This is a genomic window from Imperialibacter sp., from assembly GCF_048007035.1.
Taxonomy (GTDB): Bacteria; Bacteroidota; Bacteroidia; order Cytophagales; family Cyclobacteriaceae; genus Imperialibacter.
This window is the reverse complement of record NZ_CP180355.1, coordinates 4,042,841-4,057,314: the sequence shown is the minus strand read 5'-3', so window position 1 is coordinate 4,057,314 and position 14,474 is coordinate 4,042,841. Positions and strand designations below refer to the sequence as shown.

Below are 14,474 nucleotides of genomic sequence, written 5' to 3'. Positions count from 1 at the left end.
TTTTTCTGGGTTGCTAAATATATGACTTAAGCACCTTGAATAAAACTTTCGCTCTTCAATCTTTCCCGGCCCAGGCCTTTTGAAGAAACCGAAGCCAATTTCCGTGCATTACTTGTTCAATTTCTTTTTCCGAATAGCCTCGTTTTGTCAGCAAATCTGGCACTGTTTGCAGATCAGCTATCGTGTTTAAATCGTAAGGGCATTGCTCTTTCCCAAAGGCACCATCCAGGTCGGATCCAATGCCTATGTGCAAAGCATTGCCGGCCAGCTGACAGATGTGATCCATGTGGTCAATCATTTTTTCAAGGTTGCAATCCATGGCCCGGGGAGTCGATTGGCCCCGCACCCAGCCGGGCACCATCATCCAGGCGTCGAGCGCTCCCCCTATCACAGCGCCACGGCCAATTAGCTCTTTGATTTGCTCGTCGCTGAACTGGCGGTTGTGGTTAACCAGCGCCCGGCAGTTGTTGTGGCTGGCCCACACCGGGCCATGATAATTATCCAAAGCTTCCCAAAAGCTGTCGTCGCACAAGTGAGTGGCATCCAAAATAATCCCCAGCCTCTCCATTTCTTTCAACAGCTCCCGACCTTTTGGACCGAGCCCTCCAGCGGCATCGGTGCCCTGAGCATAGCGGCCAGGCCCATAATGCGCCGGGCCCAAAGCTCTGAGACCGTAAGCATAGGCTCTTTCTAGATGACCCACAGTAACGATGGAGTCTGCCCCTTCCAAACTCAAGATATAGCCTACCGGCTTGCGCTCATTTGGCAGCCCATTCCCCCACAAAGCAGTGTGTTTATTGAGCAGGGAAAGGTTAGTGATTTGAGTCATTTCACCAGCCTCTTCCATGGCTTTGTACCAGGCCAACTGCCCTTGGGTTTGCGCCCAGGCTTGCTCAGCCGAATGCCACCCGGGCAAAGGATTTCCAGGTGCTACATAACGGGCAATTTGCGTGGCCACCACCAGGCCGATGTTTCCCCGGCGTAGCTCCGGCAGCGAAACTACGGCTTTCGCTCTGTCAGGCTTGTCGGTTAGCCCTTCCTCCCTTTTATTAATGTCAGCTACTGGAAGTCTGATGTCCCTGTTCCATTCAATGGCGTTCATGGACAGGTCAAGGTGGGCGTCGATGGTGAACATAGAGGATTTGAAATTTGTCGATTTCAAATTAGGAATTAGTCCTTGCTAAAAAAAAATCAGGAGCCGGAAAGCAGTTCTAAGGCTTTATCAAGCGCACTTTCTTCATCAACCTCCACGTCAGGCTTTATACCGACACCTTCCCAATTGGTCTTTGTTATGGGATTGATGGCCCGACCGACTGGAATGATGGCCACAATTGCTTCAGAAATGGTGTACCGGTTAACCGGATGTGCCCCGCCGCCAGTAGTTTCACCCACAATGGTGGCTCGCTTAAGCGATTGCATATTGTAAGTAAACTCCTCAGCCGCTGAAAAAGTGTAATCGCTTGTAAGTATCAAAAGTGGCTTACTTTGGAGGTCGGGCCCTTCAATTTCCTGCAGGGTGTAATAATCGGTACTGGAATCGCTGTTTCGGAAATAAAGCGTATTAAGGTGAACAGTCTTGCTTCTATCGAAAAAATAACTGGAGATAAGCTGTACTGCTTCTGGTGAGCCGCCACCATTATTTCGAAGGTCAAGAATCACGGCTTTGGCTCCTGACAGCAGCGTCATTTGTTTAGTCAAGTCGGCCCGGAAGGCACTAATCGGGTTATGAAAACCAGTGATTTCAAGGTAGCCTATGTGATCAGCCAACATCTTCGCCTTCCCAAATCCATGAGGATAACCGGGCACTTCCCTTCGATTAGAAACGCTTCTGCCCCGGCTGCTCAGCCAGATTCGCAAATGCTTGTCGTCGACTACCGACCTCACTTCCTCGTGCAACAGATTGGCCAGCTGTTCGTCGGTCATTTCTCCATCAAACTTCCCTTCCCGCAGGCGTTGGAGCAGGTGGTCACTCATTTGCTCAGCCTTGTCCTCGTAGATGTAATTATCTTTCAGCGCAGTCGCCAGGGCTTTCACTGTCGACTCTACATGAGGGGCTGGCGTGGCGTCGCAAGCAAAAGCAGCCACTAAAAGACTGAAATAGAAGCATTTGATCATAAAGGTAAATATAAAACCATCTGCACTCGAAATGGCCCCCATTCCGGGGGATTTTTTCCCTTCCAGTTACCTTAACGAGAAAAACATAAAATGGCTATATTGGCTCCTCAACACCAAACCATCTATCATGCGGTCTTTCATTATCCTGCTTTGTATCAGCGCAGTGCTGTTATCTTGTTCAACAACTCCGGAAGAGAAGAAACCCAATATTATTTACATACTGGCTGATGACCTTGGCTATGGCGATGTAGGCGCTTACGGGCAAAAGTTGATTCAGACGCCCAATATTGACGCATTGGCGAAGAATGGTATGAAGTTTACCCGCCATTATTCCGGAGCCCCTGTTTGTGCCCCATCGAGGTATGCACTGCTCACCGGGCTGCACATGGGACATTCGTTTATCCGGGGCAACGACGAATGGCGGGAGAGAGGCGACGTGTGGGACTTTGCTGCCATGCTGGCCGATTCGACCCTGGAGGGGCAGCGCCCGATACCCGACAGCACGCTTACGATGGGCGAAGTAATGCAGCAAGCTGGCTACAAAACAGCACTTATTGGCAAGTGGGGGCTGGGTGCACCTGCCTCCGAAAGCACGCCCAACGCACAAGGGTTTGACTACTTCTGTGGTTATAATTGTCAGCGCCAGGCACATAATCTGTACCCCACACATATTTGGGAAAATGAAAACCGGATTTACCTGAACAATGAGTTCATGGCTCCCGGAGAAAAACTGGCAACGGGTTCAGACACGCTGGCGGAGTCGAGCTTCGACAAGTTCTACCAGGCTGACTACGCTCCCGGTGTTATGCATGATAAGGCGCTGGGCTTTTTGCGTGAAAACAAAGACAACCCCTTCTTTCTGTACTATGCTTCTCCCCTGCCACACTTGCCTTTGCAGGTACCAAAAGAGTATGTGGAAAAGTATCATGCCATTTTTGGTGAGGAGCAGCCCTACCTTGGCAACTTAGGCTACTTCCCTCACCGCTACCCAAGGGCAGCCTATGCCGGGATGATCAGCTATCTGGACGATCAGGTGGGCGAGCTGGTGGCAACACTGAAAGAATTGGGGCTTTACGAAAACACGCTGATCATTTTCACCAGCGACAATGGGCCTACCTACACGGCGGGCGTGGACTTCGAGTATTTCAACAGCACCGGCCCCTACACGAATGGCTATGGAAGAAACAAAGGGTTTGTGTACGAAGGGGGCATCCGGGTGCCGATGATTGCCAGCTGGGAAGGTAAAATCAAGCCAGGCACTACCACCGACCTTGCGACAGCTTTTTACGATGTGATGCCGACATTTTGCGAACTCGTTGGCATAGCCGCTCCTGCCAAAACAGATGGCATCAGCTTTTTACCCACTTTATTGGGAAAGGGCAATCAAGCTACGCATGAGTTTCTCTACTGGGAGCTGCTGGAATACACCGGGCAGCAGGCTGTGCAAATGGGCGACTGGAAGGGCATTAGGAAAGGGATGTTTGAAGACAACCTGGAAGTGGAACTGTATAATTTGAAAAGTGATCCTCAGGAACAAAATAACGTAGCAGCAGAAAACCCCGAAGTAGTAGCTCAAATTGAAGCCATCATGAAGCGGGAGCATGAACCGGCGGCGACTGAGAAATTTAAGTTTGAGGCGCTGGGGGAGAAGTAGGGAGCCACGGCTGAATGGTCGGCCATCTCGGAAGTGGCGGACGCCAGTCAAGTATACATCACAAGGGAGACCCTTGCGATATTGAAGGGTACTTTACTTCAATTGAAAGTGAAATGAAACAAATTAAACTCTCTTTGTTAGGACTGGTATTTTTGTCTTCCTGTAGTCTTAGTGGTGACAAATCTCGCCAACTGAAGACTAGCGTCAATCCTTTGGTGGGTACCTGGCAGCTGGTGGCTGGTATACAGATTACTGGCGATGATACTGTCATGATTGACTATACCAAGGGTCAGGAAATGATCAAAATGTATAACGACACGCATTTCGCCTTTTTGCGGCACGACCTCAGTCAGGGAAAGGATAGCACTGCTATTTTCGTTTCGGGCGGAGGAAGATATGAAGTAAAAAAGGACAAGTACTTCGAGCACCTCAACTACTGTAATTACCGTGAATGGGAAGGCCAGAAATTTGAACTGGCATTTACGATTTCAGGCGATACTCTAACGACCAATAGCATCGAAAAAATTGATGCGATAGACCTCAACCAAATCAATATTGAAAAGCTGGTAAGATTGCAGTAACAGATGACCAAACAACCATTATTATGACTCAACCACCTATCTACCTCATCGTTACCTGGAAAGTGAAACAAGGCCAGGTCGATACAGTCATCAAACACCTCAAGGAAATGGTTCCGAAGACAAGAGCGGAAGCGGGCAACCTGTTTTACACTTTGCATCAGGGCAAAGACGATGACCACACGATTGCGCTCTACGAGGGCTACAAAGACGAAGCAGCGCTACAGACACACCGGGATGCAGGCTACTTTAAGGAAATAGTGCTGGGCAAAATTGTGCCGCTGCTGGAATCCAGAGAGGTGTTGCTGGCGCATCCTTTATAAGGTATTAAAATGAAGAATAGCGCAGGTATAGAAAAGGTATCAAAGAAGCTTCGGGTACAGATCGAAAACCTGAAGAATCGTTTAGAAAAGACTGACAAGGCGTCCAAAGAGGCCGTTATTCTCAGAAATGAAATTAATAGCCTCAAACCCACCAAATGAGGTAGTAATGAAGTGTTGAGTGCTTTCACTCAAACAAATCGGAGCTCAGGTACCGATCACCCCTGTCGCAGGTAATGCAGACGATCACACCTGACTCCAGCTCAGAAGCAATTTGCAAGGCGGCATACAAGGCACCACCACTGCTCATGCCCGCCATAATGCCTTCCTCTCTGGCCATGCGGCGTGTCAATTTGGTGGCCTGATTCTGGCTGATATCCACTTATGTTCTGAGGCCTCTGCGGCATCCTCTTTATTTCCATAATAAGTTACCTAACTGTTAAATGCACAATGGCGGCAGGCTTGGCTTTCATGATCTTTTCATGCGGAAACAGCGTTCTATTCGAGCATCTAAAACGTTTTTATAACCATATCACGTCTTGCTGTGTTATAATTTAAACGTCAAAAAACGATGAATTTTCTCTAAAAATAACCAATTTATGAATCAGCTCCGTTCCAGACACTGGAAAATTACCAACAACAACCCCGGCAAATAGCTATGCAAGCTTCAACACGGTATGGTCCATTGCAAAGCCTGGCTTCGGCAATCGAAGAGGTTGTGATTGTATGTGATCTGGAGGGTAAAATTGTTTTTATTAACCAAGCAGGCGAGCAACTGCTCAAATACAGTCCGGGGGAACTCACCGGGAAAACGATTGATACAATTACTCCGAGCGAGTGCACCGAGAAGGAAATCGGTTTGGTAAAGCAAATTTTGAATGGGAGAAGTGTAAAGAAATTTGCCTCCAAAAAAATAGCTAAAAACAGTCAGGAAGTAGAAGTCACCAGCACACTACATCCTTACACTGACGAAAAAGGAGTAATTGCTGGAATAATTGAAATATTTCAGCCCGTCGTGCACCACAACAGCCTTGGTCAGCTAACTGAATTTTTAACTGCACTGCCTTATGCGACTATCATATTGGGGGGAAATAGCAGAATATTGCTGGTCAATCGCCGAGCGGAGACACTGTTTGGCTTCTCTAAGAATGAGTTGACGGGAAAGCACCCAAATTTCCTTTTGGCAAACGACCTCACTGCCGAACAACAGACTTTGTTTGGCACTGGCGACAAGTCTCCAGCGCCTAAATCAATTGAAGCGATTGGAAAGAAAAAGGAGGAAGAAACGTTTCCAATAAAAATTATTTTTAGTCCGTTGAGTTTCGGCCAGGACAAACTTGTATTGGCGTCGGTGCATGACCTAACTTCCGCCAAGCGTGTAGCGAGTGACCTCTTAAAGAAAAATAAGTTACTCACTACCGCAGAACAGGTGGTGATGATGGGGCACTGGCAGTGGGATTTGATATCAAATGACGTCGTTTGGTCTGAAAACCTGTTTCCAATGTTCGGGCACGACAAGGATGTACCACTTACCTACGCCACCTATTTTGGGTACGTTCACGACGACGACAAAGACTATGTTACGGAGCGTGTACAAGAGTCTCTTCGTGAGAAAAAATTCAAAGGTTTTTTTCATCGGATCATAACCTCTGGAGGTGAGGTAAAAATGATTCACCTGCTCGGAGAGATTTATACCAACGAGAACAATGATCCCATCGAAATGGTGGGGACCTGTCAAGACGTCACAGAACAGAAGGCATTTGAGGTTAAACTTGCCGAATCGGAAACTAAGTTCAAGTCACTACTAGAGTCTGCCCCCGATGCCATGGTAATAGTAAATACTTCCGGCCAAATCATTCTGATTAACGCCCAGACTGAAAAACTATTCGGCTACAAAAAAGCAGAGCTCTATGGCAAAAGTGTTGGCATCCTATTTCCCGAACGGTTCAAGGCGGACAACCCAATCAGCAATAGTAGCTTTGGCAACAAAGCTAAACCGATATTGGCTGGAGCCGAAAAAGAACTATTCGCCATCAGAAAAAATCAAAGCGAATTTGCCGTGGAGATAAGCCTAAGCCCGTTAACACTTGAAGACGGGCCCGTCGTTTCGGCAGTAATCAGAGACATTACAGAAAGAAAAAAAATCGCCAAAACGCTTGAAAGGCAAAACGTGCAGTTAGTTGACTTTTGTAACATAGTTTCCCATAACTTGCGTGGGCCAATGATAAACATCTCCATGCTGGTTGATATCATTGAGAACAACAAGCATATTGACAGGCGCAAGGAGGCCTTGAAGCGACTAAAACCAGTTGTACATCACCTAAATGAGGTTTTTAACGAATTGGTAGAATCTGTACAGGTGCGCAACGACGTTGATATTGAGCAAAGTGAAATCCATATCAAAAGTAGCTTTAGTCGTGTGTTAGTTGGCTTCAGAAATCAAATAGATGATTGTGGAGCAATAGTTAATACGGACTTCGATTCTGCTCCTGTCATTAAGTTTCCTCAAAAATATATTGACAGCATTTTCAGCAACTTCATTAGTAACTCACTAAAGTATAGATCGCCAGACCGTCGGCCGGAAATCAACGTGAGAACCGATAATAGCGGCAACAGCGTGCTGCTTGCTTTTACGGACAATGGACTGGGCATAGACTTAAAACGTCATCAGCAAAATTTATTTAAAATCCGAAAGGTCTTTCACAAGCACCCTGAAGCAAAAGGGTTTGGACTATACATGACCAAAACTCAGGTGGAGGCGATGGGAGGGAAAATTTGGGCAGACAGCCACCCCGGTAAAGGAACCACATTCTATGTAAAATTTGTTAATCAACTTTTATGAATAAAGTCAAAAATCTTTTTTTGGTAGACGACGATGATATTTACACTTATCTCACTACGGCTACAATCAAGGAAACCAGTTTAGTTGAAGTCATCAAAGTCTTCGGCAATGGTCAGGAGGCTATTGACTTTCTCACTGAAAACAAAAACAACCCGGACAGCCTTCCTGATGTTATCTTTCTGGATCTGGCCATGCCAATCATGGATGGCTGGGGGTTTTTAGAAGAATTCATAGAACTGCATCCTTTCATAGGAAAAAAAATTGAAATCTATGTTTGCACGTCATCGATTTCGCCGGATGACCTGGAAAAAGTCAAAAGAATCACTCTGGTTTCCGACTATATTATCAAGCCTCTTTCTCAAGAAATACTAGTTAAACTGATTGGTAAACTAAATAGCTAAGCCTGAAATAATTCCCAACCAGGGACACTGGATCGATTAAAAAAATATATCGGCGGGTTGCTTTACGTAACGTTTAAATTACATTATTAATCAACCTCATCCTTTCTCTAACTCGAAGAATTGCAATAGAATTCATTGCCCGCAGTTAAAGCGGAAACTAAGGCCGCAATGCCTTATTGGCAGAAACTTTCACCCAAACAAATCGGAGCTCAGGTACCGATCACCTCTGTCGCAGGTAATGCACACGATCACACCTGACTCCAGCTCGGAAGCAATTTGCAAGGCGGCATACAAGGCACCACCACTGCTCATGCCCGCCATAATGCCTTCCTCTCTGGCCATGCGGCGGGTCATTTCGGTGGCCTGGTCCTGGCTTACGTCCACAACCCGGTCAACTCTGTCGGGCTCAAATATCTTGGGCAGAAACTCCGGCGACCAGCGGCGGATACCCGGAATGCTAGAGCCGTCTGTCGGCTGAGTGCCTACGATCTGGATATTCTTGTTCTTTTCCTTCAGGTAGCGGCTTACTCCCATGATGGTGCCTGTGGTGCCCATGGCAGACACAAAGTGCGTCACTTTGCCGTTGGTATCGTTCCAAATCTCGGGGCCCGTGGTCTTGTAATGGCCTTTCCAGTTGTCGGGATTGGCGAACTGATTGAGGATGGTATATCCATCCTCAGCTGCCATTTTATCGGCCAGCTCTCTGGAGTATTCGATGGTTTTGGCAGCAGGAGTTAAGATCACTTTGGCTCCGTAAGCTTCCATCGACAGCACCCGCTCTTTGGTGGAGTTGTCGGGCATGATCAGTGTCATGTGCACCCCCATTACCTGGGCAATCATGGCAAGGGCAATCCCCGTATTTCCACTCGTTGCTTCCACCAGCTTATCACCCGGCTTGATATCGCCACGCTCCAAAGCGCTTTTGATCATATTGTAGGCTGCCCTGTCTTTGACACTTCCGCCGGGGTTTTGTCCTTCCAGCTTGGCGTATATAGTTACGTTCTTATTGGTTGGAATTTTTTCCAACGCTACCATTGGCGTGTTGCCAATCAAATCAAAAAGCTTCATTGAGCAGATTCTTTGAAGATGAGCAGATCAGTTTCCTCGGTATCACTGTTGTACATGCGGGCCTGGTAGTAGACTTTCGTGTTCGGAGCTACGCTGCGAGTCAGCCACACATTACCACCGATCACACTATCATGGCCAATAACGGTTTCGCCACCTAAAATGGTGGCACCAGCATAAATCACCACATTGTCCTCAATGGTAGGATGTCTTTTGATCTCCGCATCTTTTTTGTCGACGCTAAGGGCTCCCAGGGTTACGCCCTGGTATATTTTCACATGGTTTCCAATGATCGTAGTTTCGCCTATCACCACGCCAGTGCCGTGGTCAATGCAGAAATGCTCTCCTATAGTGGCGGCCGGGTGAATATCGATGCCGGTTTTGCCATGGGCATGTTCAGTAATAATTCTCGGAATCACCTTCACACCAAGCTTGTGCAACTCGTGGGCTATTCTGTAGGAGGCAATGGCGTAAAAGCCTGGATACGTGCGAATAACCTCACTTTGGCTCTTTGCAGCCGGGTCGCCTTCGTACAACGCTTTGATGTCGTCAACGATTTTTGAATGAACTTCCGGCAGCTTGTCAAAGAAGAGCTTCGCCACATCTTCCAGGTCCACCACACCCTTCATTGGATTGAGCGTGAGCATTTCATCCAGCTCAATCTGAAGCTTTTTCAGGTGTATCTCCAGCTCTCTTTGCGAAGAAAAAGCCCGCATAGAAAAATCGGGAAACAGCGTTTCAAGCAAGTCCACAAAAAACTGCGACACTCTTTTAGGGCTTGGGCACCTGGGACACTCCTGGTGATCCTTGTATAATTTATCTAGAAATTCCTTCTGCATGATGTATCAAACTGTTTTTAGAGAAAAGGGTTCCCTTCAATTCCATGAAAGGACAGGAATTGTCGCAAACTGGCATTCCGTTGATGCCATTTGACTATGCACCCTTCTTCCGATAGTAGTAAATATCGTGATAATTGTTATTTAACCCAGAACATCCGGCTACTTAAACAAATTCGCTATGAGCACATCAAACAAGCCATTGAGTAAAGCTATTGTTTCAGCTGGCTTTGCTACAGGCACACTGGATATCCTCTCCGCATTCGCCAGTGCCTGGCTCCGAAATTCCACCAGCCCCTCAGCCGTGCTCAAATTCGTTGCCAGTGGTGTTTTTGGCGTTGAAGCGCTCCCCGGTGGAGCAATGATCGCAGTTTTCGGCCTGATGTTCCACTATCTGATAGCCTTCTCATGGGCTACCCTCTTCTTTTTGCTTTATAGCAGAGTGTCAATTTTGCGAGCTGGGGTTGTTCTTCCGGCGGTTACTTACGGCCTCTGTGTGTGGCTGGTAATGAATCAGGTAGTGCTCCCGCTATCCAATACGCCTAAGTTCCCTTTCAACCTGACCTCAGCCATCATTGGTTCATGTATACTAATTGTGGCCATTGGCCTGCCAAATGTGTTGCTCGCCAGAAAACATTTTGGTTCCTGACAGGGGCATCAGTCTACTTTCATGATTTCACCTCTTGGCCCGACGCCCGCCTCGTTGAAAGGCTCTATCTGGAAATAGTAGCTTTTGTCCAGGTCCATGGCTGTGAAATAATACTCATTGGCACCGTACACCATCACGCTGTTGTAAAGCTTATCGGGTGCAATACCTGTGTAAATGTTGTAACCAGTGGCATCGGGCATCTGCTCCCATTTGAGCCAGGCATTGCGACGCTCGCTGTCGCCACGGAGCACGATAAAATGCCGGACAGGTGCTGGAAGTGGCTTGTTCTGCTTACCAAAAACCCGGAAACCGCTGAGGGCGAACTTGCCTGTGGGCATATGAATGTTTTCCATCTTCAGGTAGCGAGCCTTAATGGGCTCACTGAATTCTATGTAGTCGTGAGGCACATCTGTTTTGTTTTGTGCCTTGTTGGCAGCCACCTTCCATTTCTTACCATCCTCTGAAACGTAGATAATGCACTGATGGTAGAAACCGGTCGGCTTGCCAAGGAAGTCAGCATCCTGATCGGCATAATTGATTTGAATGGCATTCACCTGGCTCACCTCCCCCAGGTCAGTTTGAAACCACTCCCCTTTGTTGCCGGTAGCCGCACTCCAGTACGTTTTAATGCTTTCATCCACCGCCTGATTAGGCGCAAAACCTCCCAAGGTCGATGACACCTGCACAGGTTTGTTGTAGTTGAGCAGCATCCACCCGGTGAACCTGCTCTTCAAATGGTCGGCCGGGCCATTCGGCAGGTAGTGAGGGTAGTCGCCGAAAGTGGTATTGCAATACAGGATGCCGTCGTCATCAAACCCCGCTGGCCAAATGCCAAGGCGGCGTTCGAAGTTGTTCTTCACACCGATGACTATCGTGGAAACATGCCACCAGTTGCCCGACAAGTCCTGATAGGTGGCACCATGCCCGGCCCCTCTGGCGAACCCTCCCGGCTTATAGGCAAAAGGATTGTGCGACTGGTACGTCCATGGCCCTAACGGTTTGTCGCTGGTGTAAACGCCGTCGGCATAACCACTAAACTCCGTACCCGGGGCACCGTATTGCAGGTAGTACTTGCCATTGTGCTTGTTCACCCAGGCCCCTTCCATAAATGGAGCAAGAAAAGTATTGTCGGCATGCTCACCAAAGCGCTCCCAGCCATGGATGCTGTCATTCAGGTGGATCATGTCCACTCTTTCTCCTATTGGCTGCAAGGTTTTTCTATCAATTTCTATCCCGTACATAGGGTAAAAGTTGCTTGAACCGTAGTAGAGATACACCCTGCCATCGTCATCTTCCAGAAAGGCCGGATCCCAGGCGGCACCTTCAAACTTGTCCACCGCTTCTGTCCAGTCGTCCACCGTAGGGTTGGTGCTCATCCACAGTGGAAACTCTTTGGTGTGAGTTGAGCCAATAACGAAGAGCGTATCGCTCAATACGAGTGTGGCCGGAGCGCATAGCTCATCATACACATCGTGCCACGGCTTCAGAAATTTACGTGGCACAAAATTCCAGTTGTACATATTGTCGCTCCACCAGTAGCCCCATTGGTTGGTCGAAAAGAGATAGTATTTTCCTTTGAAAACAGTAATGACAGGATCGGCCGTGGCCCGGTGTCTCCCCATTTCGCTGAAGTTGGGAATGGGCGTGTAGCCGTAGTCGATATTGATAGGGTTACAGTAAGTTAGCTGTTGGGCATACACAGATAAACTAAAGAAAAGCCCGATGAGTATGACAAAAAGGAATCGCATGGTAGAAGTATGTGTTGCTAAACAAATGTAAGAAAACGTCGCAACGATCATTTACCCAATTCAATATGAGTTTAACAGTTATATTAGCTATTGGAATACATTAAGCCGACATGACGTCACTACCGAATAATTACTACCCCTCCCGCAAAAGCTTCCTTGTCTGGCTCATTGTACTGCTGCTTGCGTACCTGGGCACAGCTAACATCTATCGGTCTATCGTGTCGATGCACACCAGCTCCATCCTTATCTCGTTGGCTATTTGGATTCCCATTCTGGTCTTCATTCTCACCATATTTTTCGGCACCGGCTATGCCATAAAAGACCATGTTCTGATTGTAAAAATCGGGCCGTTTACAGCTGACAAAGTCGATATCAAAGATATCTGGACAGCTCATCGTACTTACACCCTGCTGTCGGCACCGGCGAACTCGGTCAAGCGACTTAGAATAAAGTACAAAGACGGAGAAGTAGTCATTTCACCCGAAAGGGAAAACGAACTCCTGGCGACCCTGAAGCAGCTCAATCCAACCATCGAAGTGCTCGTTTAAAACCGTCTTACTGCCGATCATCCATTCCACATCTTAGGTTTTTGATCATTATTCCTAAATTGAGTTTTACTCAAGCTTAAACCGTTCCCAATGAAACTCGCTAGTCAGCTGATCTTCGGCCTTTTCTTTGCCACTATCCTTTACTCTTGCAGCCCTTCTGCTCCCAAAGAAGCAGAGAAAAAGCGCCCCAATATCGTGTTCATCATGTCGGATGACCACGCCTACCAGGCCATTAGTGCCTATTCCAATAAGCTGATTGAAACACCCAATATTGACCGGATTGCCAAACAAGGCATGCTGTTTACCAATGCCAGTGTTACTAACTCCATTTGTGCGCCATCTCGTGCCGTTATTCTCACAGGCAAGCACAGCCACCTGAACGGCAAAATCGACAACAACTTTCCGTTTGATACTACCAATGTCACCTTCCCGCAGCTTTTGCAAAAGGAAGGCTACCAAACGGCCATGTTCGGCAAGCTGCACTTTGGCAACAGCCCCAAGGGTTTCGATCAGTTCAAAATTCTGCCGGGCCAGGGGGCTTACTATAACCCCGATTTTATCACTAAAAACGAGGGCAATATTAAGGTAGAAGGCTATGTGACCGACATTATTACCGACATGACGCTGAACTGGCTCGACAAAGAAAGAGATGCTGAGAAGCCTTTCCTGCTGATGTACCTGCACAAAGCGCCCCACAGAGAATGGCTGCCTGCAGAAAGGCACTACACAGAGTATATCAACAAAACATTTGAGGAGCCTGCTACGCTGTTCGACAACTACGAAGGCCGTGGCTCCGCAGCCAAAGAGGCTGAAATGAATCTGCTCACCCACATGAACTGGGCGGGCGACTCCAAAATTTATCCGGAGGTAATGGATGAGCTTGGCATACCTGAAACTGCCAACTGGGACAAAGCCGCCTTCAAAAGAGAAGTAGGCCGCATGAATCCTGAGCAAAGAGCCAAATGGGACGCCGTTTATGGCCCCATGAACGAGGAGTTTAAGAAGAACTACCCCAACATGACCCGGGAAGAGAAGATGAAGTGGCGCTACCAGCGCTACATGCAGGACTACCTGGGCTCCATTGCCTCGGTGGATGAGGGTGTGGGCAAAGTGCTTGACTACCTGGAGCAAAACGGCCTGGCAGAAAACACCATCATTGTTTACACGTCCGACCAGGGCTTTTATCTGGGCGAACACGGCTGGTTCGACAAGCGATTTATTTACAACGAATCGTTCAAAACCCCATTGCTGGTGAAATGGCCGGGTGTGGTTCAGCCTGGTACCACCAACACCCAAATGGTGCAAAACCTCGACTTTGCTCCTACGTTGCTATCAGCCGTGGGCGCAGAAGTGCCCGCCGATATGCAGGGTGAGAGCCTGATTCCCCTCCTCAAGGGCGAAAATGATAGTTTCAAACGAGATGCTGTTTACTACCACTACTACGAGTATCCAGGTGTGCACATGGTGAAGCGCCACTATGGCATTGTGACCGAAGGCTACAAGCTGGTGCATTTTTACCACGATGTGGACGAATGGGAACTCTACGACCGCAAAAAGGACCTGCAGGAAATGACCAATGTGTACGACGATCCGGCCTATGCCGATGTGGTGAAAGACCTGAAGGAGAAGCTGGCCGGACTAAGGGTGAAGTACAAAGACTCGGAGGAGTTGGATCAGATGTATATTGAAAAATACAAGGAACTCAAGTAAGCCTGCCG

The 14,474-nt window shown here is 47.8% G+C and carries 14 protein-coding genes and 1 pseudogene; 9 read left to right on the top strand and 6 right to left on the bottom strand.

Annotation, left to right across the window (positions count from 1 at the left end; all coding sequences use genetic code 11):
- Positions 1 to 55: 55 nt before the first annotated feature.
- On the bottom strand, positions 56 to 1,135 hold the full coding sequence (locus tag ACMVP2_RS17485; protein WP_416864408.1) for a dipeptidase: 1,080 nt from the start codon (positions 1,133 to 1,135) through the stop codon (positions 56 to 58).
- Between the two features lie 56 nt (positions 1,136 to 1,191).
- Entirely contained in the window at positions 1,192 to 2,157 is a 966-nt protein-coding gene (locus ACMVP2_RS17480; RefSeq protein ID WP_416864407.1) for a S41 family peptidase, read from the bottom strand.
- Positions 2,158 to 2,242: 85 nt separating this feature from the next.
- On the opposite strand from ACMVP2_RS17480, the gene ACMVP2_RS17475 reads away from it, so the two are divergent.
- The 4 genes from ACMVP2_RS17475 (at position 2,243) to ACMVP2_RS17460 (ending at position 4,829) form a co-directional block, all read left to right on the top strand.
- Positions 2,243 to 3,769 carry an arylsulfatase gene (locus ACMVP2_RS17475; RefSeq protein ID WP_416864406.1) on the top strand — a complete coding sequence of 509 codons (1,527 nt, stop codon included), beginning with the start codon at positions 2,243 to 2,245 and terminating at the stop codon, positions 3,767 to 3,769.
- Between the two features lie 113 nt (positions 3,770 to 3,882).
- A complete protein-coding gene (locus tag ACMVP2_RS17470; RefSeq protein WP_416864405.1) occupies positions 3,883 to 4,350 on the top strand; it encodes a hypothetical protein in 468 nt (155 codons plus the stop codon).
- Positions 4,351 to 4,373: 23 nt separating this feature from the next.
- Complete coding sequence (locus tag ACMVP2_RS17465) at positions 4,374 to 4,670, top strand: putative quinol monooxygenase (protein WP_416864404.1); 297 nt, start codon at positions 4,374 to 4,376, stop codon at positions 4,668 to 4,670.
- 9 nt (positions 4,671 to 4,679) lie between these two features.
- Positions 4,680 to 4,829 carry a hypothetical protein gene (locus tag ACMVP2_RS17460; RefSeq protein ID WP_416864403.1) on the top strand — a complete coding sequence of 50 codons (150 nt, stop codon included), beginning with the start codon at positions 4,680 to 4,682 and terminating at the stop codon, positions 4,827 to 4,829.
- Positions 4,830 to 4,854: 25 nt separating this feature from the next.
- Here the strand turns inward: ACMVP2_RS17460 and cysM (ACMVP2_RS17455) are convergent.
- Positions 4,855 to 5,049 (bottom strand): annotated as a pseudogene (gene cysM, locus ACMVP2_RS17455) (cysteine synthase B); the annotation flags it as partial.
- Between the two features lie 276 nt (positions 5,050 to 5,325).
- Between cysM (ACMVP2_RS17455) and ACMVP2_RS17450 the strand changes: the two are divergent.
- Together ACMVP2_RS17450 and ACMVP2_RS17445 are read left to right on the top strand one after the other, a co-directional pair.
- Positions 5,326 to 7,509 carry a PAS domain S-box protein gene (locus tag ACMVP2_RS17450; protein ID WP_416864402.1) on the top strand — a complete coding sequence of 728 codons (2,184 nt, stop codon included), beginning with the start codon at positions 5,326 to 5,328 and terminating at the stop codon, positions 7,507 to 7,509.
- Positions 7,506 to 7,910 carry a response regulator gene (locus ACMVP2_RS17445; RefSeq protein WP_416864401.1) on the top strand — a complete coding sequence of 135 codons (405 nt, stop codon included), beginning with the start codon at positions 7,506 to 7,508 and terminating at the stop codon, positions 7,908 to 7,910. The genes ACMVP2_RS17450 and ACMVP2_RS17445 overlap by 4 nt, the downstream gene beginning before the upstream one ends.
- Positions 7,911 to 8,099: 189 nt before the next feature.
- On the opposite strand, the gene cysM (ACMVP2_RS17440) is transcribed toward ACMVP2_RS17445, so the two are convergent.
- Together cysM (ACMVP2_RS17440) and ACMVP2_RS17435 are read right to left on the bottom strand one after the other, a co-directional pair.
- Positions 8,100 to 8,978 carry a cysteine synthase CysM gene (cysM, locus tag ACMVP2_RS17440; RefSeq protein ID WP_416864400.1) on the bottom strand — a complete coding sequence of 293 codons (879 nt, stop codon included), beginning with the start codon at positions 8,976 to 8,978 and terminating at the stop codon, positions 8,100 to 8,102.
- Positions 8,975 to 9,814, bottom strand: a complete 840-nt coding sequence (locus ACMVP2_RS17435) for a serine O-acetyltransferase (RefSeq protein WP_339793388.1) — start codon at positions 9,812 to 9,814, stop codon at positions 8,975 to 8,977. The genes cysM (ACMVP2_RS17440) and ACMVP2_RS17435 overlap by 4 nt, the downstream gene beginning before the upstream one ends.
- Positions 9,815 to 9,992: 178 nt before the next feature.
- Here ACMVP2_RS17435 and ACMVP2_RS17430 point away from each other — a divergent pair, with 178 nt between their 5' ends.
- Positions 9,993 to 10,460: a hypothetical protein gene (locus tag ACMVP2_RS17430; RefSeq protein WP_416864399.1), complete on the top strand. Its 468-nt coding sequence runs from the start codon at positions 9,993 to 9,995 to the stop codon at positions 10,458 to 10,460.
- Between the two features lie 8 nt (positions 10,461 to 10,468).
- On the opposite strand, the gene ACMVP2_RS17425 is transcribed toward ACMVP2_RS17430, so the two are convergent.
- Positions 10,469 to 12,208 (bottom strand): family 43 glycosylhydrolase, encoded by a 1,740-nt coding sequence (locus tag ACMVP2_RS17425; RefSeq protein WP_416864398.1) that lies wholly within the window; start codon positions 12,206 to 12,208, stop codon positions 10,469 to 10,471.
- A 110-nt stretch (positions 12,209 to 12,318) separates the two neighbouring features.
- On the opposite strand from ACMVP2_RS17425, the gene ACMVP2_RS17420 reads away from it, so the two are divergent.
- Together ACMVP2_RS17420 and ACMVP2_RS17415 are read left to right on the top strand one after the other, a co-directional pair.
- Positions 12,319 to 12,756: a PH domain-containing protein gene (locus tag ACMVP2_RS17420; protein ID WP_416864397.1), complete on the top strand. Its 438-nt coding sequence runs from the start codon at positions 12,319 to 12,321 to the stop codon at positions 12,754 to 12,756.
- Between the two features lie 90 nt (positions 12,757 to 12,846).
- Complete coding sequence (locus ACMVP2_RS17415; protein WP_416864396.1) at positions 12,847 to 14,466, top strand: sulfatase; 1,620 nt, start codon at positions 12,847 to 12,849, stop codon at positions 14,464 to 14,466.
- Positions 14,467 to 14,474: the final 8 nt, after the last annotated feature.

What these genes read in the sequence shown, in the direction of transcription:
- ACMVP2_RS17435 (WP_339793388.1), bottom strand. Translation starts at nt 9,814, where the DNA reads ATGCAGAAGGAATTTCTAGATAAATTATACAAGGATCACCAGGAGTGT.
- ACMVP2_RS17470 (WP_416864405.1), top strand. Translation starts at nt 3,883, where the DNA reads ATGAAACAAATTAAACTCTCTTTGTTAGGACTGGTATTTTTGTCTTCC.
- cysM (WP_416864400.1), bottom strand. Translation starts at nt 8,978, where the DNA reads ATGAAGCTTTTTGATTTGATTGGCAACACGCCAATGGTAGCGTTGGAA.
- ACMVP2_RS17430 (WP_416864399.1), top strand. Translation starts at nt 9,993, where the DNA reads ATGAGCACATCAAACAAGCCATTGAGTAAAGCTATTGTTTCAGCTGGC.
- ACMVP2_RS17460 (WP_416864403.1), top strand. Translation starts at nt 4,680, where the DNA reads ATGAAGAATAGCGCAGGTATAGAAAAGGTATCAAAGAAGCTTCGGGTA.
- ACMVP2_RS17480 (WP_416864407.1), bottom strand. Translation starts at nt 2,157, where the DNA reads ATGGGGGCCATTTCGAGTGCAGATGGTTTTATATTTACCTTTATGATC.
- ACMVP2_RS17425 (WP_416864398.1), bottom strand. Translation starts at nt 12,208, where the DNA reads ATGCGATTCCTTTTTGTCATACTCATCGGGCTTTTCTTTAGTTTATCT.
- ACMVP2_RS17450 (WP_416864402.1), top strand. Translation starts at nt 5,326, where the DNA reads ATGCAAGCTTCAACACGGTATGGTCCATTGCAAAGCCTGGCTTCGGCA.
- ACMVP2_RS17485 (WP_416864408.1), bottom strand. Translation starts at nt 1,135, where the DNA reads ATGTTCACCATCGACGCCCACCTTGACCTGTCCATGAACGCCATTGAA.
- ACMVP2_RS17465 (WP_416864404.1), top strand. Translation starts at nt 4,374, where the DNA reads ATGACTCAACCACCTATCTACCTCATCGTTACCTGGAAAGTGAAACAA.
- ACMVP2_RS17420 (WP_416864397.1), top strand. Translation starts at nt 12,319, where the DNA reads ATGACGTCACTACCGAATAATTACTACCCCTCCCGCAAAAGCTTCCTT.
- ACMVP2_RS17415 (WP_416864396.1), top strand. Translation starts at nt 12,847, where the DNA reads ATGAAACTCGCTAGTCAGCTGATCTTCGGCCTTTTCTTTGCCACTATC.
- ACMVP2_RS17445 (WP_416864401.1), top strand. Translation starts at nt 7,506, where the DNA reads ATGAATAAAGTCAAAAATCTTTTTTTGGTAGACGACGATGATATTTAC.
- ACMVP2_RS17475 (WP_416864406.1), top strand. Translation starts at nt 2,243, where the DNA reads ATGCGGTCTTTCATTATCCTGCTTTGTATCAGCGCAGTGCTGTTATCT.